The organism is Salmonella sp. NW884, from assembly GCF_051700745.1.
GTDB classification, from domain to species: Bacteria; Pseudomonadota; Gammaproteobacteria; order Enterobacterales; family Enterobacteriaceae; genus Salmonella; species Salmonella enterica.
Map to the genome: position 1 here is coordinate 663,112 of NZ_JAMMDE010000001.1, position 25,763 is coordinate 688,874.

Consider the following 25,763-nt stretch of genomic DNA (forward strand, 5'->3'; position numbering starts at 1 on the left):
CATGAAGCGTTTGATGTTTATCGGCCCCAGCCAGTGCGGGAAAACCTCGCTGACCCAAAGCCTGCGCGGCGAAGCGCTCCATTATAAGAAAACCCAGGCGATTGAATGGTCGCCGATGGCCATCGACACGCCGGGCGAGTACCTGGAGAACCGCTGCCTGTATAGCGCCCTGCTGACCAGCGCCTGCGAGGCCGACGTTATCGCCCTGGTGTTAAATGCCGACGCCCAGTGGTCGCCCTTTTCTCCGGGGTTTACCGCCCCGATGAACCGCCCGACGATTGGCCTGGTCACCAAGGCCGATCTCGCCGACCCGCAGCGTATTTCGCTGGTTGCACAATGGCTTACGCAGGCTGGCGCACAGCAGATTTTTATTACCAGCGCGCTAAATAACTCGGGTCTCGACGCCGTGCTGGATTTTCTGAATTCGAAGGAACCTTTATGTCTTACAAAATAATGGCCATTAACGCCGGCAGCTCATCGTTAAAATTCCAGCTGCTGGAGATGCCGCAGGGCGACATGCTCTGTCAGGGGCTGATTGAGCGTATCGGTATGGCGGATGCGCAGGTGACAATTAAGACGCACAGCCAAAAATGGCAGAAAACCGTCCCCGTTGCCGATCATCGCGATGCGGTAACGCTGCTTCTGGAAAAGCTGCTGGGTTATCAAATCATTAACAGTCTGCGGGACATTGATGGGGTGGGCCATCGTGTGGCGCACGGCGGTGAGTTTTTTAAAGACTCGACGCTGGTCACGAATGAAACGTTAGCGCAAATCGAACGTCTTGCTGAACTGGCCCCGCTTCACAACCCGGTAAACGCGTTGGGTATTCACATTTTCCGTCAACTGTTGCCTGATGCCCCTTCCGTAGCCGTGTTTGATACGGCATTTCACCAGACGCTGGATGAACCCGCCTATATTTACCCGCTTCCCTGGCATTATTATGCTGAACTGGGAATTCGCCGTTATGGCTTTCATGGCACCAGCCATAAGTATGTCAGCGGCGTTCTGGCGGAAAAGCTGGGCGTACCACTCAGCGCATTACGGGTGATTTGTTGTCATCTTGGAAACGGTAGCAGCATCTGCGCCATCAAGAACGGACGTTCGGTCAATACGTCGATGGGCTTTACGCCGCAGTCAGGCGTGATGATGGGCACCCGTAGCGGAGATATTGATCCCTCTATTCTGCCGTGGATAGCCCAGCGCGAAAGCAAAACGCCGCAACAGTTGAATCAGTTATTAAATAATGAGTCAGGCTTGCTGGGCGTTTCTGGCGTGTCGTCTGATTACCGCGATGTCGAACAGGCAGCCAATACCGGTAACCGGCAGGCTAAACTCGCTCTCACTCTGTTTGCCGAACGCATTCGCGCCACCATTGGCAGCTATATTATGCAGATGGGAGGACTGGATGCGCTGGTATTCACTGGGGGCATTGGCGAGAACTCAGCGCGCGCCAGATCGGCGGTGTGCCATAATTTGCAATTTTTAGGCTTAGCCGTTGATGAAGAGAAAAATCAGCGTAATGCAACATTTATCCAGACGGAGAACGCCCTGGTGAAAGTCGCTGTCATCAACACCAACGAAGAGTTAATGATCGCACAAGACGTTATGCGCATTGCGCTACCGGCCACGGAAGGGCTTTGTGTACCAGCCTGAGAGGGTTATACGACGCATTGCGGCAAGTCATGGTAATAACGCTTTTACCATGACACTATGCGCGCACACTATTCGTACCTGAAAGGTGATAACGTGGCTGTTGCGCAATGCCCCGCCTCATGCGGGGAACTTATCCAGGGATGGATTCTGGGCAGTGAGAAACTGGTCTCCTGCCCCGTTGACTGGTACAGCACCGTAGCAGTCACGGCTGCGCCGCCGTTGGTAAACGAGCGTCCATTGTCGCGGGCGATGGTGGAGCGAGTTCTGGCGCACTGGCAGTATCCTGCGCACTGGAGTAACGAGATTCGCGTCGATGTGCGTTCGTCAATTCCCGTTGCCAAAGGCATGGCCAGCAGCACCGCAGATATTGCCGCTACGGCGGTGGCAACGGCGCATCATCTTGGCCATTCGCTGGATGAAACCACCCTTGCACAGCTTTGCGTCTCAATCGAACCCACTGATAGCACCGTTTTTCATCAGTTAACGCTGTTTGATCATAATAATGCGGCCACGCAAATCGCCTGCGAGCCACCGCCGCCAATCGATTTGCTGGTACTGGAAAGCCCGGTCACACTGCGCACGCAAGATTACCACCGTCTCCCTCGCCAGCAGAAATTAATAGCAAGTTCACCAACCTTGCAGCAGGCCTGGAATCTGGTGCAGGAAGCCTGTATAACGCAAAATCCGCTCCGACTGGGTGAGGCGGCTACGCTTAGCGCTATCGCCAGCCAGACGCTGTTACCTAAGCCGGGCTTTACCGCCCTGCTATCGCTGGTCGAAGAGTGTGATTTATACGGATTGAACGTGGCGCATAGCGGTAGCGTGGTGGGTCTGATGCTGGACCGGAAACGTCATGATATTGCGCGCCTGAAAGGTAAGCTGGCAGAGAAAAAACTTACCCGACACTGGCCAAAACAACATTTACTCAAGATGGTCACAGGCGGGGTCAAACTGCAGTGAGAGCCTGATATACGCTCCCACTGCCGTAGCGCATTATTCGGCTTTTACATCGGCGTGTTTCATTTCGCCCATCGCTTTCAGCTTTTTGGAAATGTCGCGACGCTCTTTGGAGATTTCGGCATTTTTAATGATGTAGTCATCAACGCGATCTTCATAGTCGCTTTTCATACTGGCGATGATACCCTGAATCGCCTCAACGCTCATACCTGGCTTGATGTAGTCGCTCAGGTTGTCCAGCAGCAGCACACGCTTCTGGTTGTCACGGATCTTCTTCTCAATGTCCTGAATTTCACGCTGCAGTTTATTTTTGCGACGGAACAGACGAACAAACTCCAGCACGTCCTGGAAAGAAGGCTTGGTTGTTTCCATTTTTACACCCCTGATAATGTGAGATTCGGATTCGTTAAGCAACTGCTAGTGGATAAACATTACGTTTATCCCCGTCATACTTCAAGCCGCCAGAGGAAACACCGTTACGTCGCCGTCTGGGGAAACCTGAAGGTTCGGGGATAAAATCGTTGCCAGTAGCACTCATTTTATCCTTATATTAGTATCATACTCTTAATCTTTGCTGAATCGAAGCAGCAACAAATTCATTCGCCCCATCTGCTTTTTATTTGCGCAAAGCCCGGCAGATCAAGTGTGAAAGCAGTTCCAACTGTCGGGCCGTTTCCATACTTAGCCAAACATAGCCGTGGATGGGGGTTTCAGCCACCGCGTCGCCCTGCTGCTCGTTCATTAGCTGCCGCAACTCGGCAGCAATATCATTCAGTTTACCGGTATTTGCCAGTACCGGCTGCGGGTTGCCTTCAAACAACGCGTGGGCGATCGTTAACAAGGTTTGCTGCGTCATCTGCTGGGTTTCACGCAATGTGTGCGCGTTAAGCATCACAAAATGGCTGGCGCGCGTCGCCCAGTGGGCATTGATTTGTAATTCAAGCATACAAACCAGATTGCGGTTGATGGTCTGAATGGCCTCGAAAATAGATTTTTGTATCCGGGTTTCTTTACTGGCGGGCGTTATCAGCCCGCGCATTTTGACGACATCGTTCAGCAACCGTTGCAAATGTTTATCCAACCGGGGGCGCTCCAGCAAATTCGGCGACAGCGCTGCCTGATACACCCGATTATACGCCGTGACGCAATGCGCCAGTTGGATGCGCCAGTGCAAAAAGGCGCGCTGGGGCCAAATGCCGGTAAACAACATTGCCAGTAGCGACCCCAAAATCACATCCCCGCCACGCCATAATGCCGTATTCATATCACCAGCAGGAGCGCCGACAACAACGGCGAGCGTTATGCCTATCAGTAGCGCCTGATACGGTTTTTTCCCTAAGGCCAGCCAGCCGCACAAAAACATCGCTATCGCACACCACACCAGCATCAGCGGTAAGGAAAAGAGCTCCAGGCGTAGCGCCACCAGCCCTAACGCCGCGCCCAGGATCGTACCGCCTATGCGCTCAAAAGCACGAGGCACTACATTTCCCCAAAATGAGATGGGCCCCATAATCACCACTAACGTGATTAGCGGCCATGTGCCTTCGGGAATAGAAAACAGACGAACCAGCAGAAAGGTAAGAATGAACGCCAGGGCGATACGTATGCCATGCACAATGCGATAATGACGGTACAACCGTATTTCAAAAGGGCTTAATGACTTATCGGCACGCACGCTTGCGCTCCTTACGGGAATGGCAAAAAATGCATTGTACCTGCTTTATAGCAAAAATAGCGCACTGGCGGACGGAACACATTATCCGTCCGCTCTTTTCAGACAGGAAACCAGTCGATCACTTCCGCTGTACCGGAATATACATTTCAATATCCCAGTATCCATCTTCCATGCCGTTATTCAGATAGGTTTCAAAACAGGGCGCAGAGGCTATCTGATAAGCGCTATCCTGCTCCAGGACGTCAAAAAACCGTTCCCACGGCTTCGCAAAGTCACGGTCTTCCACACGCGCGACAGCAGTGGCATATTCGCCGCCTTCAATGGCGGTCACGATTACGCCTTCGCTATTGTCCGGCAGGATGAAATTCTCTGCCACGGACACCACGGTATCGCAGCGGAGTTTTTCCGCAGGTACGACATCTGGATTGTCGTAATAGACGGCAATCCATTCAACTGGCACGATCCGCTGTCGATCCACCCACGTCATCAGTTGTTCAAAACCCTGCTTCACGGTGTGTTCCCATGGACCGACCATGTGGAAACCGGCTATCTTGCGTTTTTGTTCCTGCCTGATTTCGTAATCCATGCTGCCTCCGTCACCTCACTACACTGTATGAATGTACAGTATAATTGCGACATTTTACGGTCACAAGGACAGAGTGAACATTTTGTGAGCAACCTCGCACTCCCGCCCTTTTGACACTTCAGGTGACGGTGAACGGTGTGTGACAACGGCTTACGCTTTATGCTGAAAATAGTCGCTCAGACGAGAGAACATACCGCCTTTACCCACCGATTCCAGAGTGACCAGCGGCCACTGAGCGATCAGTTTATCTCGATCGTAGAGCTCTATTTCACCTACCCGCTGATGAGCGGCGATTGGCGCCTCCAGATCATTTCTATCCAGCACATATTTTGCTTTGATATGCGGAATTTCCGCTTTAGGCAGCGCCATCCAGAAGTCCTGTTCCGTACCCAGCGCAATCTTTTCTTTATCTCCATACCAGATTCGCTCGCTGCCCACTTTTTTACCGCTGTGCAAAATCTGCACCGTCGCAAAGTTTTGCTGGCCCCATTGCAACAGTTTTCGCGCCTGTTCCTCGCGTCCTTTCGAACTTTTCGCTCCCATCACGACGGCGATAAGTCGACGCTGCCCGTCCACCGCCGATGCGATAAGATTAAATCCCGCCCCCGATGTGTGTCCGGTTTTAAGCCCATCAATATGCATGGTCTTATCCCACAACAAGCCGTTGCGGTTCTGCTGTGTGATGCCGTTCCAGGTCAGGCTCTTCTCGCTGTACATGTGATAAAATTCAGGTTCACCGTGAATAATCGCCCGGGAGAGTACGGCCAGGTCATACGCGGAGCTATGTTGTCCCGGCGCATCCAGACCGTGGACGGTTTCAAAATGGGTATCCCGTAAATTGAGTTTTTTCACATAGCTGTTCATCATCGCCACAAACTGCGGCTGCCCGCCCGCGATATAATCCGCCAGCGCCACACAGGCATCGTTACCGGAATCCACAATTAAGCCACGGCTTAAATCGCGTACCGACACGCGATCCCCTTCTTTTAAAAACATCAACGAGGAGCCGACAAACACCGGATTATCCTTCGCCCAGGCATCGCGCCCAACGGTGACGATATCGTCAGGGCTGATACGATGACTATCGATGGCGCGATCGACGACGTAGCCCGTCATTAGCTTGGTAAGGCTGGCGGGATTACGTTGCTGGTGTTCATTACCGGCGGTAAGAACCTGTCCCGTAGTGTAATCCATCAACACCCAGGCGCCTGCATCAATGGCTGGCGGTTGGGGAGCAAAACTTACGGCATCGGCCGCAAGCGCAGGAGAAAGGTGCATCGCGAATAAAGAAGCGGCAATAAACAAACGGCGTTTCAACAGCATGTCCTCAGGATGGTCTCAATTTGCCGTTCTTTTTACGGAAGTTCAGTTAAACAAACATGGATAAATTGCAAGAAAATGTGACACAAGGCACATTTTCTTGCTGACTTTATTTTATGGATATGCTCAGACGGCGGACTTATCCCCGCGCGGCGCGGTACGATGACGGTGATAGCCGTCAACCATGCTACGGAAAATTTGTCCCGGCGTGTCGCCAAGAGTACACAGATAGAGATGCGCGCAAATAAACAGTAAGCCGATGATAGCAAGCGCCATATGCAGCACCAGCATCACAGGGCCCAGACCCGCAACCTGCGGATAGAGACACAGCAAACCGGTGATGATTAACAGCGGTACCAGCGCGTACATAATTGCCAGATATGCCAGTTGTTGCAGTGGATTGAACTTATTCTGCTCTGTTGCCGCGAACGGATGCGCTTCCCCTTTCATGATGCCAAAAAGGTAAAAACGCGTCTGGCGTATGCAGCGCGTTACCAGTCCGGAAAAATTTACCCGATAGTGACGCCCGTTACCTGTGGTGAGGTTGATCAGCACAAACCCGACCCAGAAAGCCAGTAAGGCAAAACCACACCAGGTATGCACTTGTACCATTAGCGCTACAGGGCCGAGAGAAAAATGACCAAATAAACCGCTTAACAGTAATAAAACAAACAGTAACGCATTTCCCCAATGCCAACGGCGAATCGCCAGCGAGTAGAGATAGTCACGATGTTCTTCACCGCCCGCTGTTTTTGGCGCCAGCATCCGGCGCAATAACGCATGGATAACCAGCCCAACAAGCATGAGCAGCACCACGACGCCTGCATAAATTAACCACAGCGGCCAATAATCTGGCGCATAATGTAGTTCCGCTCCCCAGATAGTATTCATGCTTTACCCTCCTGATGGACTTCTTTACGACGGTACAGACTGACCGCGCCGCTACGCGCCTCCTGCTGGCGATAGACCTCTTTCTGACCGACCCAGCGCTGGATCTCGCTCTCATCCAGTCTGCCGAATTTCAGCGCGTCCGTTGGGCAAACGGATACGCACGCCGGAGACTGGCCAGCCGCCAACCGCGTGTCGGCGCAGAAGTTACACTTGTCGGCGACACCGGTTTGCGGATTCAAATAGCGCACATGGAAAGGACATGCGGCAACACAATAATCGCAGCCAATACAGCGCGATTTATCCACCTGCACGATCCCGTTTTCATCACGATATGACGCTCCGGTAGGACAAACGCTGACACATGGCGCATTTTCACAGTGCTGACAGGAGACGCGGACAAATTGAAAATGGGTTAGTGCGTTGGATGCCTGTTCAGGGGCGCGAATTTGTACCTGTACGCGGCTAAATCCCTCCGGTACGTCATTAAGCACTTTGCAGGCAACGGTACACGCCTGGCAGCCGATACAACGTTTTTCATCATGCAGCATGACGTACTGATTCGTTAAATGATTCATGGTTCCCTCCTCCCTCATGCCCGGCTCAGCGTCACGCCTGCGGTATGCACTACCGTACCGGATACCGGACTCGTCACGTGCGGCAGTAAATTGCCACAGTGGATACCGTGTGTCGTCGCCGCCGTTTTAGCCCCAGCTTTAGCGCCAAATCCCATATAGACAAAAAGCGTATCCGGGCGAATACCGGGCGTCACCAGCGCCTTACCTTTCTCTTTACCCGTGGCATTTTCCAGCCAGATCTCATCGCCGGTCTTAATGCCTTTTTCTTGCGCTGTTTGCGGATGGACCCAGACCGCGTTATCCCACATTAGCTCGCTGAGTAAAGGTACGTACTGCGTCGCGCCATTGGTATGCACGGCCACCTTGCCCTGAATGAAGTAAAGCTCATTCTCTTTTTTAAGCGCAAAGTCACGAACGCGCGGAACGCCGTAGCCTGGGAGCAATTCCTCCAGGGTTGCGGAATAAAGTTCGATTTTGCCGGAGGGCGATTTGAAGCGAAGCTGTTCGCCATAGGTGTTGTCACTGTCCGTCGCGATAGCGCCGGGGTAACGCGCCGTAAACTGGCGAACGGATTCTGGTTCGCGTAATAGCAGCGGAACGCCCCATTCGAGATACCCTTCCTGTCGCAGTTCCTTCGCTAAGGCATGGTCGCCGTTCAACTGATAGAGTTGGCGCGTCTGCATATCCTGCCACGGATAGTACTGCCCTAATCCCAACTGCTCGCCAAGTTCTTTCCAGATTTGCCAACTCGGACGCGCCTCGCCAATCGGTTCTACGACCTGTTGGCGCAGAGCGTAAGCCGGGTGCAGTCCCGACATATCCGATACCTCTTCGTCCCGTTCGAGATAGGTGCATTCCGGCAGCAGATAGTCGGCATACGCCGCGCTCTCGCTCAAATAGACATCGCAGCTGACCACCAGATCCAGTTGCTCAACGGTTTTTACCAGGTCCGAACGACAGGTGACGGTCTGGAAAGGATTATGCCGCGACATGATCCACGCCTTTATCGGGTAAGGCTTCTCGGTTAACACCGCGTCAATAATGCTTTGCACCACGCCGCCGCCAGCGGCGATATATTTAAACTGCGGTGCGATCAAATCGATGCGTTGCGCCGTCGGTTTCGGCATATTTTTAATGTTGAGTTTCGCCAGCGTTGGCGCGACCTTTTCTCCGGCCAGTTTATTGTAAACCGACGCGTTTTTTTTCTGATATAGCCCGCCTTCGCGCTCAATATTACCGAGCAGCACATTAAGCGTAAAAATCATACGCCGCATATCGATCTCTTCCTGCGAGAACGTCGCGCGATGACCAGGACTGACAATAGCGTGAGGCGCGCAGGCGGCCAGTTCGCGTGTCACCCGGACAATAACGTCGGCTGGGACATCGGCCTGCGCGGCGGCCCATTCCGGCGTCGTCTCTTTTACCGCCTGTGCTAACTGTTCAAATCCGCTGGTATAACGCTCAACAAAAGACGCATCGTAGAGCTGTTCATCAATCATGACGTGGCACATCGCCAGCAGAACCGCTAAATCCCCCCCGGGACGAATAGCGTGCCACTCATCCGCCTTGCTGGAAAATATCGACAAACGCGGATCGAAGCTCACCATTTTGGCCCCCTTCTCCTGCGCGGTCATTAACTCATGGGTATCGGCAACTTCAATCCCTTCATACAAATTGTGGCCAAACGAAACCAGATAGCGCGTGTTAGCGATATCCATCGCCAGATCGCCGCCCATCATCACTTTTGCCGCAATGGCTTTCCCGGCAGGGCATGTTGAGGCGTGCGTAAAGGTATTAGGCGAACCAAAGGCCGTAGCCAGATGGAAAAGATGGCTGGAGAGCGAGCCCGATTTGGAAGAGAAAGCCACGCTCTCGGGGCCATGCTGCGCTTTGATGGCATTCATTTTCGCCGCGATTTCCTGGTAAGCCTGTTGCCAGCTAATCACCTGCCATTCACCGTCGCCGCGTGGCCCGGTGCGTTTCATAGGTTTTACAATCCGTTGCGGGTCATTGACCAGGCTGACGCCGCTCCCGCCCCTGGCGCATATGCGCGTCCCCTGCTGCGGCGCAGAAGGATTGCCCTGGATAAAAACGGTCTTGTTATTGACTACCTGCGCCTGAATAGGGCAACGAAAGGAACACATTTCGCACAAGCTTGGTGTTAGCGTGGTTTTACCGCTAATGCCGGCAATCGGGTTGCGCGCCAGCGCCCCGGGCGGAAAAGCGCCCAGCGCGCAGGCAGAGCAGCCGATGCCCACCCCCTGCAAAAAAGAACGACGACTAATGCTCATATAACCTCCTGTTATTAGATATAGCTGAAGATTATATTTAATTTGTATTATGAAATGTCGGCTTCAATCACAATTTGAAATAGTTGTTAAAATGAACACGCTAACACGATAAGACCTTTTATTTTATAAATATTTTACATTTCCTGAACACGCACATGGACTGTCATTGAATAATCAGCAGAATTACCAAACAACCCGCTGTTAATTATAAAAATGATACAATTCCAATAACACGTAATAATATTTAAAAGAAAACGATTATTTCCTGAAAAGCGATTTCACGCGCTTTACGCAGTTCTTTCTCATACGCGCCGGAACGTCCGCCGACGATATCCCGAATACCGGCGAAAACGTTGGTTGCGCATCGAAGCGGGTTTAGTTTTTCGCGCACACGGGCTTCGTTACCCGACCCGCTCTCTTATGCCTGGATTTTTCCGCAGATACGTCAGCGTCCCATAATATGGTGACATGATGACAGGATGGACACTTTCTGAAAGAAACCTGCCAGATAACATGGTGAATTGTGATCTCCATCGCCATACCGACATATGAAGCTTACTTTTAAGGCGTTAAAAATCCAGACCGTTTTTCCATAATGATGTTGATAAGGAATTCTAATGAAGATATCATCAGGCGCAATTAATTTTTCTACTATTCCTAACCAGGTTAAAAAATTAATTACCTCTATTCGTGAACATACGAAAAACGGGTTCGCCTCAAAAATAACCAGTGTTAAAAACACGCATGCTTCTTTAAATGAAAAAATTAAAACAGGAAAGAGCTCATCGATTGAGTTCGCGTTACCACAAAAAATAAAAGACTTGTTTCAGCCGAAAAATAAAAACACCTTAAACAAGACATTGATTACCGTTAAAAATATTAAAGATACAAATAATGCAGGTAAGAAGAATATTTCAGAAGAAGATGCCTCAAAAATAAATGCAGCATTCATGCGTAAGCATATTGCAAATCAATCACGTGATTATAATTACAGAGTGACAGGTGCGGCCCCGCTCCCCGGTGGAGTCTCTGTATCAGCTAATAACAGGCCCACGGTTTCTGAAGGTAGAACACCACCAGTATCACCCTCCCTCTCACTTCAGGCTACGTCTTCCCCGTCATCACCTGCCGACTGGGCTAAGAAACTCACGGATGCAGTTTTACGGCAGAAAGCCGGAGAAACCCTTACGGCCGCAGATCGCGATTTTTCAAACGCAGATTTCCGTAATATTACATTCAGCAAAATATTGCCCCCCAGCTTCATGGAGCGAGACGGCGATATTATTAAGGGGTTCAACTTTTCAAATTCAAAATTTACTTATTCTGATATATCTCATTTACATTTTGACGAATGCCGATTCACTTATTCGACACTGAGTGATGTAGTCTGCAGTAATACAAAATTTAGTAATTCAGACATGAATGAAGTGTTTCTACAGTATTCAATTACTACACAACAACAGCCCTCTTTTATTGATACAACATTAAAAAATACGCTTATACGTCACAAAGCCAACCTCTCTGGCGTTATTTTACATGAACCGGATAATTCATCACCTCCGTCAGTATCAAGGGGCGGAAATTTTATTCGTCTAGGTGATATCTGGCTGCAAATGCCACTCCTTTGGACTGAGAACGCTGTGGATGGATTTTTAAATCATGAGCACAATAATGGTAAAAGTATTCTGATGACCATTGACAGCCTGCCCGATAAATACAGTCAGGAAAAAGTCCGGGCAATGGAAGACCTGGTGAAGTCATTGCGGGGCGGCCGTTTAACAGAGGCAGGTATCCGGCCAGTTGAAAGTTCGCTGGTGAGCGTACTGGCCCACCCCCCTATACGCAAAGTACGCTTATCAGCGAGTGGATCAGGCCTGTTCAGGAACGTTTTTTTGCCCACCAGTGCCAGACCTATAATGACGTTCCCCTGCCGGCTCCTGACACATATTATCAGCAGCGCATACTGCCTGTGTTGCTGGATTCGTTTGACAGGAACAGCGCCGCCATGACCACTCACAGCGGACTCTTTAATCAGGTGATTTTACACTGTATGACAGGCGTGGACTGCACTGATGGCACCCGCCAGAAAGCTGCAGCGCTTTATGAACAGTATCTTGCGCACCCGGCGGTGTCTCCCCACATCCATAATGGACTCTTCGGCAATTATGACGGCAGCCCGGACTGGACAACCCGCGCCGCAGATAATTTCCTGCTGTTTTCCTCCCAGGATTCAGACACGGCGATGATGCTCTCCACTGACACGCTGTTAACAATGCTAAACCCTACTCCTGACACTGCATGGGACAACTTTTACCTGCTGCGAGCCGGAGAGAACGTTTCCACCGCGCAAATCTCTCCGGTAGAGTTATTCCGTCATGACTTTCCGGTGTTTCTCGCCGCATTTAATCAGCAGGCCACGCAGCGACGCTTTGGGGAGCTGATTGATATCATCCTCAGCACTGAAGAGCACGGGGAGCTGAACCAGCAGTTTATTGCCGCCACGAACCAGAAACATTCCACCGTGAAGTTGATTGATGATGCCTCAGTGTCGCGTCTGAACACCGTTTTTGACCCCTTGCTTCCTGAAGGCAAACTCAGCCCGACACACTACCAGCACATCCTCAGTGCTTATCACCTGACGGACGCCACCCCACAGAAGCAGGCGGAAACCCTGTTCTGTCTCAGTACCGCATTCGCACGCTATTCCTCCAGCGCCATTTTCGGCACTGAGCATGACTCTCCGCCCGCCCTGAGAGGCTATGCGGAGGCGCTAATGCAGAAAGCCTGGGAGCTGTCTCCGGCGATATTCCCGTCCAGCGAACAGTTTACCGACTGGTCCGACCGTTTTCACGGCCTCCATGGCGCCTTTACCTGTACCAGCGTTGTGGCGGATAGTATGCAACGTCATGCCAGAAAATATTTCCCGAGTGTTCTGTCATCCATCCTGCCACTGGCCTGGGCGTAGTCCAGCCTCAACCCGCATGGAATTAAGGGACACAGCGTTGTGTCCCTTTGTAAATAGACCCGTTTTAGTCCATGCATTTTTTGAGATCCCGGCCAGATTGACCCTGGCCTAAATTCCATACAGTACTAAATCAGAATCAGTAATTTCAGATGGACCGGAATATGGTTTACCATAGAGGGAGCGTAGCTTAGTGTCGCTGATGATCATTTTAGTATTTTGTACTCACCATCGCATGTACCAACATTAGCAACAATACCAATTGGTGTACAAATACAATCAATCAACGACAAAATAAAAGAATAAAATATTTCATATACATATAACATCAGGCGTGTACATCAAGTGACAGTTAAAAACGACAGCATACAGAGCACATTCCTCTTCCACGATTACGAAACCTTCGGTACGCATCCGGCCCTCGACAGACCTGCGCAATTCGCCGCGCTCCGTACGGATAACGACTTCAACGTTATTGGCGAGCCGGAGGTGTTTTACTGCAAACCCGCTGATGATTATCTACCGCAGCCCGGCGCGGTGCTGATTACCGGCATCACGCCACAGGAAGCGCGTGAGAAAGGAGAAAACGAAGCCGCTTTCGCCAGACGCATTCATGCGCTGTTTACCGTTCCTAAAACCTGCGTTGTGGGTTACAACAATGTGCGTTTTGATGATGAAGTTACGCGCAATATTTTTTATCGCAACTTTTACGATCCCTACGCCTGGAGCTGGCAGCATGATAATTCACGTTGGGATCTATTGGATGTCATGCGCGCCTGTTATGCGCTGCGCCCGGAGGGAATTAACTGGCCGGAAAACGACGACGGCCTGCCCAGCTTTCGTCTGGAACATTTAACCCAGGCGAACGGGATCGAACACAGCAACGCGCATGATGCGATGGCGGATGTCTACGCCACTATTGCGATGGCGCAGCTGGTGAAAACACGCCAGCCGCGGCTGTTTGATTATCTTTATAGCCACCGCAGTAAACATAAACTGGCGGCGCTGATTGACGTTCCGCAAATGAAGCCGCTGGTGCATGTCTCCGGCATGTTTGGCGCGTGGCGCGGTAATACAAGCTGGGTCGCGCCGCTGGCGTGGCATCCTGAAAACCGTAACGCGGTGATCATGGTCGATTTAGCAGGCGATATTTATCCTCTTCTTGAGCTGGACAGCGACACCCTTCGCGAGCGGCTTTATACGGCCAAAGCCGATCTTGGCGATCACGCCGCAGTGCCGGTAAAGCTGGTGCATATCAATAAATGTCCGGTACTGGCGCAGGCGAATACCTTGCGCCCAGAGGATGCCGACCGACTGGGAATTAACCGCCAGCATTGCCTGGATAACCTGAAAGTGTTGCGTGAAAACCCGCAGGTTCGCGACAAAGTGGTGGCGATTTTCGCCGAAGCCGAACCTTTTGCCGCCTCGGATAACGTTGATGCCCAGCTCTATGATGGTTTTTTCAGCGATGCCGATCGCGCAGCCATGAAAATCGTACTCGAAACCGAGCCACGTAACCTGCCCGCGCTGGACATTACCTTTGTCGATAAGCGCATTGAGAAGCTGCTGTTTAATTACCGCGCACGCAATTTTCCCGGTACGCTGGATGACGCAGAGCAGCAGCGCTGGCTAGAGCATCGCCGTCAGGTGCTGACGCCGGAGTTTTTACAACAATATGCCAATGAATTGCAGATGCTTTCTCAGCAGTATGCGGAAGATAAAACGAAGCTGGGGTTGCTGAAATCACTGTGGCAGTACGCAACCGAGATTGTGTAATTGACCAATGCCTGACGGGCATTGTTAATCCAGAGCGGATAAAAAGTGACGCCGCCATCCGGTAAACATGCTGGATGACAAACAAAAAACCGGAGGCACTGCCTCCGGTTTTACTATTGCCGATAATACGCGCGATTACGCGACGTCTTCATACTGTGGAACCGGGTTGCGGAAGCTTTTAGTTACGCACGCCAGATAAATCAGCCCGATACCCGCCCAGATCAGGCCCAGTACCATTGAGCTCTCTTCCAGGTTAACCCACAACGCACCAACCGTGAGCGCACCGCACATAGGCAGGAACAGATACTGGAAGTGATCTTTCAACGTTTTATTACGCTTCTCACGGATCCAGAACTGCGAAATCACCGACAGGTTAACAAAGGTAAACGCGACCAGCGCGCCAAAGTTAATCAGCGCCGTCGCCATCACCAGGTCAAAATTAATCGCCAGCAGCGCGATCGCCCCGACCAGGATGATGTTCATCGCTGGCGTACGCCATTTCGGATGAACGTAACCGAAGAAGCTTTTCGGGAATACGCCGTCGCGCCCCATTACGTACATCAGGCGCGCTACGCCTGCATGCGCTGCCATACCGGAAGCCAGCACGGTGATAGTAGAGAAGATCAGCGCGCCCACCTGGAAGGTTTTACCCGCCACGTACAGCATGATTTCCGGCTGAGACGCATCCGGATCTTTAAAGCGAGAGATATCCGGGAAGTACAATTGCAGGAAATAGGTTGCAAAGATGAAGATCAGGCCGCCAATCAGCGCGGTCAGGAAAATCGCACGCGGGATCACGCGCTCAGCATCTTTGGTCTCTTCCGACAGGTTACTGATGCCGTCAAAGCCGGTAAAGGAGAAGCACAGGATCGTCGCTCCCGTAATCATCGGGATAACGTGCGCATCGCCGGACCAGAACGGACGGGTGCTCGCCAGCGTACCGGCGCCTTCGCCTTCAAATACGCCATAAACCACCATGCCCAGAATGACCGCAATCAGCACCACCTGTAGCACTACAATCACGGTGTTGAAGTTAGCGACCGATTTGAGGCTGCGCAGGTTAAAGGCCGTCATAAAGGCCACCAACGCCACGACAAACACCCATGACGGAATAGAGGGCACCAGCGCTTCAAAATAAATTTTTGCCAACAGAATGTTGATCATCGGCGCGAACAGATAATCGAGCAGAGAAGACCAACCCACCATAAAGCCAACGGTCGGGCTGATGGATTTCTGGGCATAGGTGTACGCCGAACCCGCGGAAGGATAGCGACGCACCAGTTTCCCGTAGCTCAACGCCGTAAACAGAATCGCGATTAACGCGAATGCATACGCCGTCGGTACGTGACCGTCAGTGAGGCCTGAAACGATACCAAATGTATCGAACAGCGTCATCGGCTGCATATAGGCAAGACCCATCATTACAACCGGAACTAACGTAAGCGTTTTACGTAATTCCACGCGAGAGGTGTTTGGAGTAACGTTATGCGACATGGTCATTCTCCTTTACGGCGAATGCCGTCGCGTAAGCAAAAAATTGCCCCATTTTCTGGATTCCTCAGCGACAACAACTGTCGATTTTTAAGTAAGTATCTATCCGGTACGAAGCCCGGCCTCTTGGTATTGAATGATGTGTTTGAAGCAAAAAAATAACCGACGCGTATTAAAACGTCGGTTAGTGTCATTTTTTGCAAGCGGCGTATTCTGCCCTAAATTGAAGTGAAATGACAAGAGAATGCGAGCGCGTTCAAAAAATTATTTTTCATAAGCGATTGATTTTTAAACCGGCGATTTTGCATACACCCCAGCAATAGCATTATTTGCTAAAATTTCATCCCGCCACCAGCCGCTGGCCAGCCCGGCGGTCTGTTCATTCCAGCCAACCCACACCGGTTCATAGACGATTTGCGCCACAACTTTCTTCTCTATAAGCGCGCCGCTTTCCAAAAATCGCTGCGCCAGATAACGCGGTAAATAGCCGCATCCCAGGCCGCTAATTTGCAGCTCCAGCTTGGTTTTAAAATCAAACACGGTAATCGCTTCCTGAGCGTCGAGCAGTTCAGACCCTATTGATTGCGAGGAATGGACGCTATCGCCAACCACAATCGCGCGAAAACGTTTGATCGTCTGGCGGCTAAGCGGTTCCTCTTCATGAACCAGCGGATGATGCGGGGCGACAGCAAACACCAGTTCAAGATCGCCCAGTCTTGCAAAGCCAAAGCCGGTGTCAGGCGGCGGCGCGCGCATGGCGCCAACAATAATATCCGCCCTTCCCTGCGTCAGCGTCTCCCATGAACCGCCGAGAACGCCATTGACAAATTTAAGGCGCGTCACGCTGTGGCGTTGATAAAAAGCGTCGATAAGCGGGGCCAGAAGAGAAAAGGGAAAGGTATCATCCACACCGATGACCAGTTCGTTCTCCCAGCCTTCATGCAGTTTAATCGCCTGCTTTTCCAGCTCGCGAACGGTGTGCAACACTTCACGGCCTTTTTCCAGTAGCATCTTACCGGTTCGCGTAAATCGCGCGCGATGCCCGCTACGGTCGAGCAGTTGGATATTAAGATCGTTTTCCAGCTTATGAACGGTATAACTGAGGGCGGACGGCGTTTTAAATAATTTTGCCGACGCCGCCGCGAAGCTGCCTTCTTTTTCTAACGCATCAAGAATAATCAGAACGTCCAGCAGTGGTTTCATACTCGTCCCCTTGCGCTATATGGCGACCACCTGCTGGACAGCGACTCACTCCATCGGCATCACCAGCGGATCGGGATATTGATATTCAAATCCCAGCTCATTACAAATCCGGCTACCGTCGATAATCTTCCCTTTGCCGTTGTCCGGTGCGTCACGAAAATGCGGCGGCGCCATTCCCAGCAAGCGCGTCATTTGCGGATAAAACACGTTGCGGGCTGGATGCGCCGGCGCGCATATATTATAGATGTGCCCTCCTTTCGGCGCCTGTAGCAAAAGGGTAATTGCGCCAACCACGTCTTCAAGATGCACCAGATTGACCCCGTGTTGACCATCCGGCGCGGTTTTTCCGGCAAAGAAACGACCGGGATGGCGTCCAGGCCCGACCAACCCCGCCAGCCGCAGAATATCCACTGACGTGCCCGGCAGATTATGCAACCAATCTTCCAGTTCCTTCAGGGTACGCCCGCTGGCCGTGACCGGATTACGCGGCGTATTCTCTTTCACCACGCCTTGCGCATCGCCGTAAACAGACGTCGAACTGGTAAAAATAATACGCGGGATACGATAAGCCAGCGCGCTGTCGACCAGCTCCTGCATCGCCTGCAGATAAAAATCCTCTCCCGGACCGCTACGGCGCGCGGGCAGTGTTATCACCAGCGCATCGACATCCAGCAGAGCGTCAAGATCGTCCGCCTCACAGACCAGCTCCGGCTCCAGACGCAGCGGATAGCTTTCAATTCCACTCATACGGGCCGCTTCCACCCCGTCAAGGGTGGTTTTGCTGCCGGTAACCTGCCAGCCTCTCGCTGCCAGCGACATTGCCAGCGGCATGCCTAACCAACCTAAACCGACAATTGCGACCTTTTTCATCCATTTTCTCCTGACTTTAACGCCTTATACATAAGGCTACGCCAGCCCGCCGTGACTGACAATTCATACTATAAATGCGAAATGAAAAAAGCACTTGCTTTAAGGCGTAAAAGTGGTTTAGGTTAAAAGGTATCAAATGAATAAGCATTCATCGGAATTTTTATGACACGCGTTCAATTTAAACACCACCATCATCACCATCATCCTGACTAGTCTTTCAGGCGATGTGTGCTGGAAGACATTCAGATCTTCCAGTGGTGCATGAACGCATGAGAAAGCCCCCGGAAGATCATCTTCCGGGGGCTTTTTTTTGGCGCGCTATACAGACCGGTTCAGACAGGATAAAGAGGAACGCAGAATGTTAGACAACACCCGCTTACGCATAGCTATTCAGAAATCAGGCCGTTTAAGCGATGATTCACGAGAATTGCTGGCCCGCTGCGGCATAAAAATTAATTTACACACTCAGCGCCTGATTGCGATGGCGGAAAACATGCCGATTGATATCCTGCGCGTGCGTGATGATGACATTCCGGGTCTGGTGATGGATGGCGTGGTCGATCTCGGTATTATCGGCGAAAACGTGCTGGAAGAAGAGCTACTCAACCGCCGCGCGCAGGGCGAAGATCCACGCTATTTAACCCTGCGCCGTCTTGACTTCGGCGGCTGCCGTTTATCGCTGGCAACACCGGTTGACGAAGCCTGGGACGGCCCGGCCGCGCTGGACGGTAAACGTATCGCTACCTCTTATCCGCACCTCCTCAAACGCTACCTCGACCAGAAAGGCGTCTCTTTTAAATCGTGTCTGTTAAATGGTTCTGTCGAAGTCGCGCCGCGCGCGGGGCTGGCCGACGCTATCTGCGATTTGGTCTCTACCGGCGCGACGCTTGAAGCTAACGGCCTGCGTGAAGTCGAAGTTATCTACCGCTCTAAAGCCTGTCTGATTCAGCGCGACGGTGAGATGGCACAGAGCAAGCAACAGCTGATCGATAAATTGCTGACCCGTATTCAGGGCGTGATTCAGGCGCGCGAATCGAAATACATCATGATGCACGCGCCAAGTGAACGCCTGGAAGAGGTTATCGCCCTGCTGCCAGGCGCTGAAAGGCCGACAATTCTGCCGCTGGCGGGCGAGCAACAGCGCGTGGCGATGCACATGGTCAGCAGCGAAACGTTGTTCTGGGAAACCATGGAGAAACTGAAAGCGCTTGGCGCCAGCTCGATTCTGGTACTGCCGATCGAGAAGATGATGGAGTGATCTGACGCCTGATAGCGCTGCGCTTATCAGGCCTACGTAATGCGTTGATATTTTGGGTTCTGTAGGCCGGATAAGGCGGAACCCTGTGATGGAGTAAAGACCATGAGCTTCAATACCCTGATTGACTGGAACAGCTGTAGCCCTGAACAGCAGCGTGCGCTGCTGACGCGTCCGGCGATTTCCGCCTCTGACAGTATTACCCGGACGGTCAGCGATATTCTGGATAATGTAAAAACGCGCGGTGACGATGCCCTGCGTGAATACAGCGCTAAATTTGATAAAACAGAAGTGACAGCGCTACGCGTCACCCCTGAAGAGATCGCCGCCGCCGGCGCGCGTCTGAGCGACGAATTAAAACAGGCGATGGCCGCTGCCGTCAAAAATATTGAAACGTTCCATTCCGCGCAGACGCTACCGCCTGTAGATGTGGAAACCCAGCCAGGCGTACGTTGTCAGCAGGTTACGCGTCCCATCGCGTCTGTCGGTCTTTATATTCCCGGCGGCTCGGCTCCGCTCTTCTCAACGGTGCTGATGCTGGCAACGCCGGCGCGCATTGCGGGATGTCAGAACGTGGTTTTGTGCTCGCCGCCGCCCATCGCTGATGAAATCCTCTATGCGGCGCAACTGTGTGGCGTGCAGGAAATCTTTAACGTCGGCGGCGCGCAGGCGATTGCCGCTCTGGCCTTCGGCAGCGAGTCCGTACCGAAAGTGGATAAAATTTTTGGCCCCGGCAACGCCTTTGTAACCGAAGCCAAGCGTCAGGTCAGCCAGCGTCTCGACGGCGCGGCTATCGATATGCCAGCCGGGCCGTCTGAAGTGCTGGTGATCGCCGACAGCGGCGCAACACCGGATTTCGTCGCTTCTGACCTGCTCTCCCAGGCTGAGCACGGCCCGGATTCCCAGGTGATCCTGCTGACGCCGGATGCTGACATTGCCCGCAAGGTGGCGGAGGCGGTAGAACGTCAACTGGCGGAACTGCCGCGCGCGGACACCGCCCGGCAGGCCCTGAGCGCCAGCCGTCTGATTGTGACCAAAGATTTAGCGCAGTGCGTCGCCATCTCTAATCAGTATGGGCCGGAACACTTAATTATCCAGACGCGCAATGCGCGCGATTTGGTGGATGCGATTACCAGCGCAGGCTCGGTATTTCTCGGCGACTGGTCGCCGGAATCCGCCGGTGATTACGCTTCCGGAACCAACCATGTCTTACCGACCTATGGCTATACTGCTACCTGTTCCAGCCTTGGGTTAGCGGATTTCCAGAAACGGATGACCGTTCAGGAACTGTCGAAAGCGGGCTTTTCCGCTCTGGCATCAACCATTGAAACATTGGCGGCGGCAGAACGTCTGACCGCCCATAAAAATGCCGTGACCCTGCGCGTAAACGCCCTCAAGGAGCAAGCATGAGCACTGAAAACACTCTCAGCGTCGCTGACTTAGCCCGTGAAAATGTCCGCAACCTGGTACCGTATCAGTCCGCCCGCCGTCTGGGCGGTAACGGCGATGTCTGGCTGAACGCGAATGAATTCCCGACAGCGGTGGAGTTTCAGCTCACCCAACAAACGCTTAACCGCTACCCGGAATGCCAGCCAAAGGCCGTGATTGAAAACTACGCGCAATATGCTGGCGTAAAGCCGGAGCAGGTGCTGGTCAGCCGCGGCGCGGATGAAGGGATCGAACTGGTGATCCGCGCCTTCTGCGAACCGGGAAAAGACGCCATTCTCTACTGTCCGCCCACTTACGGTATGTACAGCGTCAGCGCCGAAACCCTTGGCGTAGAGCGCCGGACGGTTCCCGCGCTTGAAAACTGGCAGCTGGATCTACAGGGGATTTCCGACAACCTTGACGGCGCAAAAGTGGTGTTCGTTTGTAGCCCCAATAACCCCACCGGGCAACTTATCAACCCGCAGGATCTGCGCACGCTGCTGGAGTTGACACGCGGTAAAGCGATAGTCGTCGCCGACGAAGCTTATATTGAGTTTTGCCCGCAGGCCACGCTGACAGGCTGGCTGGTTGAATATCCTCATCTGGTTATCCTGCGCACATTGTCGAAAGCTTTTGCGCTGGCGGGTCTGCGCTGCGGCTTTACGCTGGCTAATGAAGAGGTGATCAACCTGCTGTTAAAAGTGATCGCCCCTTATCCGCTTTCTACGCCAGTGGCGGATATCGCCGCCCAGGCGCTGAGTCCGCAGGGAATAAACGCAATGCGCGATCGCGTGGCGCAGACAGTGCAGGAACGTCAGTATCTGGTGAATGCCCTGCAACAGACCGCCTGCGTAGAACACGTCTTTGACTCTGAAACCAACTATATTTTGGCGCGGTTTACCGCCTCCAGCAGCGTGTTTAAATCCTTATGGGATCAGGGCATTATCTTACGCGATCAGAATAAACAACCTTCTTTAAGCGGCTGCCTGCGGATTACGGTCGGCACCCGCCAGGAAAACCAGCGCGTCATTGACGCCTTACGTGCGGAGCCAGTATGAGTCAGAAGTATCTTTTCATCGACCGGGACGGAACCTTAATTTCCGAACCACCAAGCGATTTTCAGGTAGACCGCTTTGATAAACTGGCCTTTGAGCCAGAGGTGATTCCCGTATTGCTGAAACTGCAAAAAGCCGGTTTTAAGCTGGTGATGATCACTAACCAGGATGGACTTGGCACGCAAAGCTTCCCGCAGGCGGACTTCGACGGACCGCACAACCTGATGATGCAGATTTTCACCTCTCAGGGCGTATGCTTTGATGAGGTGCTGATCTGCCCTCACCTGCCCGCAGACGACTGCGACTGCCGCAAGCCCAAAGTGAAGCTGGTGGAGCGTTATCTTGCGGAACAAGCGATGGATAGCGCCAACAGCTATGTGATTGGCGATCGTGCGACCGATATCCAGCTCGCTGATAATATGGGCATTACTGGTTTACGCTATCACCGTGAAACGCTGAACTGGACGATGATTGGCGAACAGCTAACGAAACGCGATCGTTATGCGCATGTGATCCGCAACACCAAAGAGACACAGATTGATGTTAGCGTCTGGCTGGATCGCGAAGGCAACAGCAAGATTAATACCGGCGTCGGCTTCTTTGACCATATGCTCGATCAAATCGCCACCCACGGCGGCTTTCGTATGGAGATTACCGTTAAGGGCGATCTCTATATCGACGATCACCACACGGTAGAAGATACCGGACTGGCGCTCGGTGAGGCATTAAAACTGGCACTCGGCGACAAGCGCGGTATCTGTCGTTTTGGCTTTGTCCTGCCGATGGATGAATGTCTGGCGCGCTGCGCGCTGGATATTTCCGGTCGTCCGCATCTGGAATATAAAGCTGAATTTACCTACCAGCGTGTGGGCGATTTGAGCACAGAGATGATTGAACACTTTTTCCGCTCACTCTCTTACACGATGGGCGTCACTCTGCATCTCAAGACTAAGGGTAAGAACGATCACCACCGTGTCGAAAGTTTGTTTAAAGCCTTTGGTCGTACGCTACGCCAGGCTATTCGCGTGGAGGGCGATACATTACCGTCCTCGAAAGGAGTGCTGTGATGAACGTCGTCATCCTTGACACCGGCTGCGCCAATTTAAGCTCGGTAAAATCCGCCGTGGCGCGCCACGGTTACACCCCGGTGGTCAGCCGCGAAGCGGAAATCGTATTACGCGCTGACAAACTCTTTCTGCCTGGCGTCGGCACGGCGCAGGCCGCTATGGATCAACTGCACGAACGTGAACTGATCGACTTAATTAAAGCGTGTACTCAGCCGGTACTGGGTATCTGCTTAGGGATGCAACTGCTGGGTCGTCGCAGCGAAGAGACGCGCGGCGTGGATCTGCTGAACATTATCGAGCAAGACGTGCCGAAAATGACCGACTTTGGTCTGCCGCTGCCGCACATGGGCTGGAATCGCGTGTATCCGCAGGCGGGCAACCGGCTGTTTCAGGGCATTGAAGATGGCGCCTATTTTTACTTTGTTCACAGCTACGCGATGCCGGTCAACCCGTGGACTATCGCCCAGTGCAATTACGGCGAGCCGTTTACCGCGGCGGTACAGAAAGATAATTTCTTCGGCGTACAGTTCCATCCGGAACGTTCGGGCGCGGCGGGCGCACAGTTGCTGAAAAACTTCCTGGAGATGTAATGATTATTCCAGCATTAGATTTAATTGACGGCACCGTGGTGCGTCTCCACCAGGGCGACTACGCCCGGCAGCGGGATTACGGTAACGATCCCCTGCCCCGTTTGCAGGATTACGCCGCCCAGGGCGCCGGGGTGCTGCATCTGGTAGATCTGACCGGCGCTAAAGATCCGGCTAAGCGACAGATACCGCTGATTAAAACCCTGGTCGCGGGCGTGAACGTGCCTGTTCAGGTCGGCGGCGGCGTGCGTACCGAAGAAGACGTTGCGGCATTACTGAAAGCTGGCGTTGCCCGTGTGGTCATCGGTTCAACGGCGGTGAAATCCCCTGACGTGGTGAAAGGCTGGTTTGAACGTTTTGGCGCGCAGGCGCTGGTACTGGCGCTGGACGTTCGCATAGACGAACACGGCAACAAGCAGGTGGCGGTTAGCGGCTGGCAAGAAAATTCCGGCGTCTCGCTGGAACAACTGGTGGAGACCTATCTCCCCGTCGGCCTGAAACATGTACTGTGTACCGATATTTCTCGCGACGGCACGCTGGCGGGCTCTAACGTTTCACTGTACGAAGAGATATGCGCCAGATATCCGCAGATCGCCTTTCAATCCTCCGGCGGTATTGGCGATATCGATGATATTGCCGCCCTGCGCGGCACCGGCGTGCGCGGCGTGATTGTCGGACGCGCTCTGCTGGAAGGGAAATTTACCGTTAAGGAGGCCATCCAATGCTGGCAAAACGTATAATTCCGTGTCTGGACGTTCGTGATGGTCAGGTGGTAAAAGGCGTACAGTTTCGCAACCATGAGATCATTGGCGATATCGTTCCGCTGGCCAAACGCTATGCCGACGAAGGCGCGGACGAACTGGTGTTCTATGACATTACCGCCTCCAGCGATGGTCGCGTAGTCGATAAAAGCTGGGTGGCGCGCGTTGCCGAGGTGATCGACATTCCGTTTTGTGTAGCGGGCGGTATCCGGTCAATTGACGACGCCGCCAAAATTCTCTCTTTCGGGGCGGATAAGATCTCTATCAACTCCCCTGCACTGGCTGACCCAACGCTGATTACCCGTCTGGCTGACCGTTTTGGCGTGCAGTGCATTGTCGTCGGGATTGATACCTGGTTTGACGACGCCACGGGGAAATATCATGTTAACCAGTATACCGGCGATGAAAACCGTACCCGCGTGACGCAGTGGGAGACGCTGGATTGGGTGCAAGAGGTACAACAGCGCGGCGCGGGGGAAATCGTCCTGAATATGATGAACCAGGACGGCGTGCGTAACGGTTACGATCTGACGCAGTTGAAAAAAGTCCGTGACGTTTGCCGCGTGCCGCTGATCGCCTCCGGCGGCGCGGGCACGATGGAACACTTTCTTGAGGCATTCCGTGATGCCGATGTCGACGGCGCGCTTGCCGCCTCCGTTTTTCACAAGCAAATCATCAATATTGGCGAATTAAAAGCGTACCTGGCAGGCCAGGGCGTGGAGATCAGGATATGTTAACAGAGCAACAACGCCGCGAGCTGGACTGGGAAAAAACCGATGGCCTGATGCCAGCCATCGTGCAACATGCGGTATCCGGCGAAGTATTGATGCTGGGCTATATGAACCCACAAGCGCTGGACAAAACCATTGAATCCGGCCATGTCACGTTCTTCTCACGCACGAAACAGCGTTTATGGACCAAAGGCGAAACCTCAGGCCATATGCTGAATGTCGTCAGCATTGCGCCAGATTGCGACAACGATACACTGCTGGTGCTGGCAAACCCTGTCGGGCCGACCTGCCACAAAGGTACCAGCAGCTGCTTTGGCGACGCCAGCCATCAATGGTTATTCCTGTATCAACTGGAGCAGCTACTGGCAGAGCGTAAAACCGCCGATCCGGCCAGCTCTTACACGGCGAAACTGTACGCCAGCGGTACCAAACGTATTGCGCAAAAAGTTGGCGAAGAAGGTGTGGAAACCGCGCTGGCGGCCACCGTTAACGATCGTGTTGAGCTGACCAATGAAGCGTCTGATTTGATGTACCACCTGCTGGTGCTGTTGCAGGATCAGGATCTCAACCTCACCACCGTGATCGACAATCTTCGTAAGCGTCATCAATAAGCGTAAAAAAAACCGGGC

Annotated in this window: 24 protein-coding genes, 3 pseudogenes and 1 other annotated feature; of the genes and pseudogenes, 14 read left to right on the forward strand and 13 right to left on the reverse strand. The window is 52.7% G+C overall.

The window, feature by feature from the left end; genetic code table 11:
- Nucleotide 1: 1 nt before the first annotated feature.
- From pduV to pduX, 3 genes are all read left to right on the forward strand, one after another.
- Complete coding sequence (gene pduV, locus NA197_RS03480; RefSeq protein ID WP_052931836.1) at nt 2–454, forward strand: propanediol utilization protein PduV; 453 nt, start codon at nt 2–4, stop codon at nt 452–454.
- Entirely contained in the window at nt 439–1,653 is a 1,215-nt protein-coding gene (gene pduW, locus NA197_RS03485; RefSeq protein ID WP_064043509.1) for a propanediol utilization propionate kinase PduW, read from the forward strand. Before pduV ends, pduW begins: the two co-directional genes overlap by 16 nt.
- A 93-nt stretch (nt 1,654–1,746) precedes the next feature.
- Nucleotides 1,747–2,613, forward strand: coding sequence for an L-threonine kinase PduX (pduX, locus tag NA197_RS03490; RefSeq protein ID WP_001808089.1), 867 nt, complete (start codon nt 1,747–1,749; stop codon nt 2,611–2,613).
- Nucleotides 2,614–2,646: 33 nt separating this feature from the next.
- Here pduX and NA197_RS03495 read toward each other — a convergent pair whose 3' ends face one another.
- The 8 genes and pseudogenes from NA197_RS03495 to NA197_RS03530 form a co-directional block, all read right to left on the reverse strand.
- On the reverse strand, nt 2,647–2,982 hold the full coding sequence (locus NA197_RS03495; RefSeq protein WP_000450405.1) for a DUF496 family protein: 336 nt from the start codon (nt 2,980–2,982) through the stop codon (nt 2,647–2,649).
- 244 nt (nt 2,983–3,226) lie between these two features.
- Entirely contained in the window at nt 3,227–4,285 is a 1,059-nt protein-coding gene (locus NA197_RS03500; RefSeq protein ID WP_001200858.1) for an FUSC family protein, read from the reverse strand.
- 118 nt (nt 4,286–4,403) lie between these two features.
- Complete coding sequence (gene sbmC / locus NA197_RS03505; RefSeq protein WP_000384326.1) at nt 4,404–4,871, reverse strand: DNA gyrase inhibitor SbmC; 468 nt, start codon at nt 4,869–4,871, stop codon at nt 4,404–4,406.
- Nucleotides 4,872–5,021: 150 nt separating this feature from the next.
- A complete protein-coding gene (gene dacD / locus NA197_RS03510) occupies nt 5,022–6,194 on the reverse strand; it encodes a serine-type D-Ala-D-Ala carboxypeptidase DacD (protein ID WP_058116001.1) in 1,173 nt (390 codons plus the stop codon).
- Between the two features lie 123 nt (nt 6,195–6,317).
- Nucleotides 6,318–7,082: a thiosulfate reductase cytochrome B subunit gene (phsC, locus tag NA197_RS03515; protein WP_001092553.1), complete on the reverse strand. Its 765-nt coding sequence runs from the start codon at nt 7,080–7,082 to the stop codon at nt 6,318–6,320.
- Nucleotides 7,079–7,657 (reverse strand): thiosulfate reductase electron transport protein PhsB, encoded by a 579-nt coding sequence (phsB, locus tag NA197_RS03520; protein ID WP_001016236.1) that lies wholly within the window; start codon nt 7,655–7,657, stop codon nt 7,079–7,081. Before phsB ends, phsC begins: the two co-directional genes overlap by 4 nt.
- Before the next feature lie 14 nt (nt 7,658–7,671).
- On the reverse strand, nt 7,672–9,948 hold the full coding sequence (phsA, locus tag NA197_RS03525) for a thiosulfate reductase PhsA (RefSeq protein WP_064043510.1): 2,277 nt from the start codon (nt 9,946–9,948) through the stop codon (nt 7,672–7,674).
- Between the two features lie 259 nt (nt 9,949–10,207).
- A pseudogene (locus NA197_RS03530) lies at nt 10,208–10,303 on the reverse strand (heavy metal-binding domain-containing protein); the annotation flags it as partial.
- Nucleotides 10,304–10,565: 262 nt separating this feature from the next.
- Here NA197_RS03530 and sopA point away from each other — a divergent pair.
- Nucleotides 10,566–12,913, forward strand: a pseudogene (gene sopA, locus NA197_RS03535) (SPI-1 type III secretion system effector HECT-type E3 ubiquitin transferase SopA).
- Between the two features lie 129 nt (nt 12,914–13,042).
- On the opposite strand, the pseudogene NA197_RS03540 reads toward sopA, so the two are convergent.
- Nucleotides 13,043–13,120 (reverse strand): annotated as a pseudogene (locus NA197_RS03540) (hypothetical protein); the annotation flags it as partial.
- A gap of 135 nt (nt 13,121–13,255) precedes the next feature.
- Between NA197_RS03540 and sbcB the strand changes: the two are divergent.
- Nucleotides 13,256–14,686: an exodeoxyribonuclease I gene (gene sbcB / locus NA197_RS03545; protein WP_053445049.1), complete on the forward strand. Its 1,431-nt coding sequence runs from the start codon at nt 13,256–13,258 to the stop codon at nt 14,684–14,686.
- A gap of 135 nt (nt 14,687–14,821) precedes the next feature.
- Here sbcB and plaP read toward each other — a convergent pair whose 3' ends face one another.
- The 4 genes from plaP to NA197_RS03565 form a co-directional block, all read right to left on the reverse strand.
- Nucleotides 14,822–16,180: a putrescine/proton symporter PlaP gene (gene plaP / locus NA197_RS03550; RefSeq protein ID WP_001519005.1), complete on the reverse strand. Its 1,359-nt coding sequence runs from the start codon at nt 16,178–16,180 to the stop codon at nt 14,822–14,824.
- A complete protein-coding gene (gene yoeI / locus NA197_RS03555; protein WP_096335044.1) occupies nt 16,170–16,232 on the reverse strand; it encodes a membrane protein YoeI in 63 nt (20 codons plus the stop codon). Before yoeI ends, plaP begins: the two co-directional genes overlap by 11 nt.
- 233 nt (nt 16,233–16,465) lie before the next feature.
- Nucleotides 16,466–17,380, reverse strand: a complete 915-nt coding sequence (locus tag NA197_RS03560) for a LysR substrate-binding domain-containing protein (RefSeq protein ID WP_064042938.1) — start codon at nt 17,378–17,380, stop codon at nt 16,466–16,468.
- Nucleotides 17,381–17,425: 45 nt separating this feature from the next.
- Nucleotides 17,426–18,250 (reverse strand): SDR family oxidoreductase, encoded by an 825-nt coding sequence (locus NA197_RS03565; protein ID WP_000754712.1) that lies wholly within the window; start codon nt 18,248–18,250, stop codon nt 17,426–17,428.
- Between the two features lie 162 nt (nt 18,251–18,412).
- On the opposite strand from NA197_RS03565, the gene hisL reads away from it, so the two are divergent.
- From hisL to hisIE, 9 genes are all read left to right on the forward strand, one after another.
- Entirely contained in the window at nt 18,413–18,463 is a 51-nt protein-coding gene (hisL, locus tag NA197_RS03570) for a his operon leader peptide (RefSeq protein WP_001364200.1), read from the forward strand.
- Nucleotides 18,439–18,562 (forward strand) — a sequence feature (His leader region). Its footprint overlaps the gene before it by 25 nt.
- Before the next feature lie 46 nt (nt 18,563–18,608).
- The gene (hisG, locus tag NA197_RS03575) at nt 18,609–19,508 is read left to right on the forward strand and encodes an ATP phosphoribosyltransferase (RefSeq protein ID WP_000886604.1); all 900 of its coding nucleotides are present in this window, start codon (nt 18,609–18,611) and stop codon (nt 19,506–19,508) included.
- Nucleotides 19,509–19,610: 102 nt separating this feature from the next.
- Nucleotides 19,611–20,915, forward strand: coding sequence for a histidinol dehydrogenase (hisD, locus tag NA197_RS03580; protein WP_023226683.1), 1,305 nt, complete (start codon nt 19,611–19,613; stop codon nt 20,913–20,915).
- Nucleotides 20,912–21,991 (forward strand): histidinol-phosphate transaminase, encoded by a 1,080-nt coding sequence (hisC, locus tag NA197_RS03585; protein WP_000102716.1) that lies wholly within the window; start codon nt 20,912–20,914, stop codon nt 21,989–21,991. Before hisD ends, hisC begins: the two co-directional genes overlap by 4 nt.
- Entirely contained in the window at nt 21,988–23,055 is a 1,068-nt protein-coding gene (gene hisB, locus NA197_RS03590; RefSeq protein ID WP_000080042.1) for a bifunctional histidinol-phosphatase/imidazoleglycerol-phosphate dehydratase HisB, read from the forward strand. The genes hisC and hisB overlap by 4 nt, the downstream gene beginning before the upstream one ends.
- A complete protein-coding gene (hisH, locus tag NA197_RS03595) occupies nt 23,055–23,645 on the forward strand; it encodes an imidazole glycerol phosphate synthase subunit HisH (protein WP_064042940.1) in 591 nt (196 codons plus the stop codon). Before hisB ends, hisH begins: the two co-directional genes overlap by 1 nt.
- Entirely contained in the window at nt 23,645–24,382 is a 738-nt protein-coding gene (hisA, locus tag NA197_RS03600) for a 1-(5-phosphoribosyl)-5-[(5-phosphoribosylamino)methylideneamino]imidazole-4-carboxamide isomerase (RefSeq protein ID WP_000586403.1), read from the forward strand. Before hisH ends, hisA begins: the two co-directional genes overlap by 1 nt.
- On the forward strand, nt 24,364–25,140 hold the full coding sequence (hisF, locus tag NA197_RS03605; protein WP_000880125.1) for an imidazole glycerol phosphate synthase subunit HisF: 777 nt from the start codon (nt 24,364–24,366) through the stop codon (nt 25,138–25,140). Before hisA ends, hisF begins: the two co-directional genes overlap by 19 nt.
- Entirely contained in the window at nt 25,134–25,745 is a 612-nt protein-coding gene (gene hisIE / locus NA197_RS03610; protein WP_000954840.1) for a bifunctional phosphoribosyl-AMP cyclohydrolase/phosphoribosyl-ATP diphosphatase HisIE, read from the forward strand. The genes hisF and hisIE overlap by 7 nt, the downstream gene beginning before the upstream one ends.
- Nucleotides 25,746–25,763 lie beyond the last annotated feature (18 nt).

Coding starts and splice junctions, on each gene's coding strand:
- pduV (WP_052931836.1), top strand. CDS start 2: ATGAAGCGTTTGATGTTTATCGGCCCCAGCCAGTGCGGGAAAACCTCG.
- pduW (WP_064043509.1), top strand. CDS start 439: ATGTCTTACAAAATAATGGCCATTAACGCCGGCAGCTCATCGTTAAAA.
- NA197_RS03495 (WP_000450405.1), bottom strand. CDS start 2,982: ATGGAAACAACCAAGCCTTCTTTCCAGGACGTGCTGGAGTTTGTTCGT.
- sbmC (WP_000384326.1), bottom strand. CDS start 4,871: ATGGATTACGAAATCAGGCAGGAACAAAAACGCAAGATAGCCGGTTTC.
- dacD (WP_058116001.1), bottom strand. CDS start 6,194: ATGCTGTTGAAACGCCGTTTGTTTATTGCCGCTTCTTTATTCGCGATG.
- phsC (WP_001092553.1), bottom strand. CDS start 7,082: ATGAATACTATCTGGGGAGCGGAACTACATTATGCGCCAGATTATTGG.
- phsB (WP_001016236.1), bottom strand. CDS start 7,657: ATGAATCATTTAACGAATCAGTACGTCATGCTGCATGATGAAAAACGT.
- phsA (WP_064043510.1), bottom strand. CDS start 9,948: ATGAGCATTAGTCGTCGTTCTTTTTTGCAGGGGGTGGGCATCGGCTGC.
- plaP (WP_001519005.1), bottom strand. CDS start 16,180: ATGTCGCATAACGTTACTCCAAACACCTCTCGCGTGGAATTACGTAAA.
- NA197_RS03560 (WP_064042938.1), bottom strand. CDS start 17,380: ATGAAACCACTGCTGGACGTTCTGATTATTCTTGATGCGTTAGAAAAA.
- NA197_RS03565 (WP_000754712.1), bottom strand. CDS start 18,250: ATGAAAAAGGTCGCAATTGTCGGTTTAGGTTGGTTAGGCATGCCGCTG.
- hisG (WP_000886604.1), top strand. CDS start 18,609: ATGTTAGACAACACCCGCTTACGCATAGCTATTCAGAAATCAGGCCGT.
- hisD (WP_023226683.1), top strand. CDS start 19,611: ATGAGCTTCAATACCCTGATTGACTGGAACAGCTGTAGCCCTGAACAG.
- hisC (WP_000102716.1), top strand. CDS start 20,912: ATGAGCACTGAAAACACTCTCAGCGTCGCTGACTTAGCCCGTGAAAAT.
- hisB (WP_000080042.1), top strand. CDS start 21,988: ATGAGTCAGAAGTATCTTTTCATCGACCGGGACGGAACCTTAATTTCC.
- hisH (WP_064042940.1), top strand. CDS start 23,055: ATGAACGTCGTCATCCTTGACACCGGCTGCGCCAATTTAAGCTCGGTA.
- hisA (WP_000586403.1), top strand. CDS start 23,645: ATGATTATTCCAGCATTAGATTTAATTGACGGCACCGTGGTGCGTCTC.
- hisF (WP_000880125.1), top strand. CDS start 24,364: ATGCTGGCAAAACGTATAATTCCGTGTCTGGACGTTCGTGATGGTCAG.
- hisIE (WP_000954840.1), top strand. CDS start 25,134: ATGTTAACAGAGCAACAACGCCGCGAGCTGGACTGGGAAAAAACCGAT.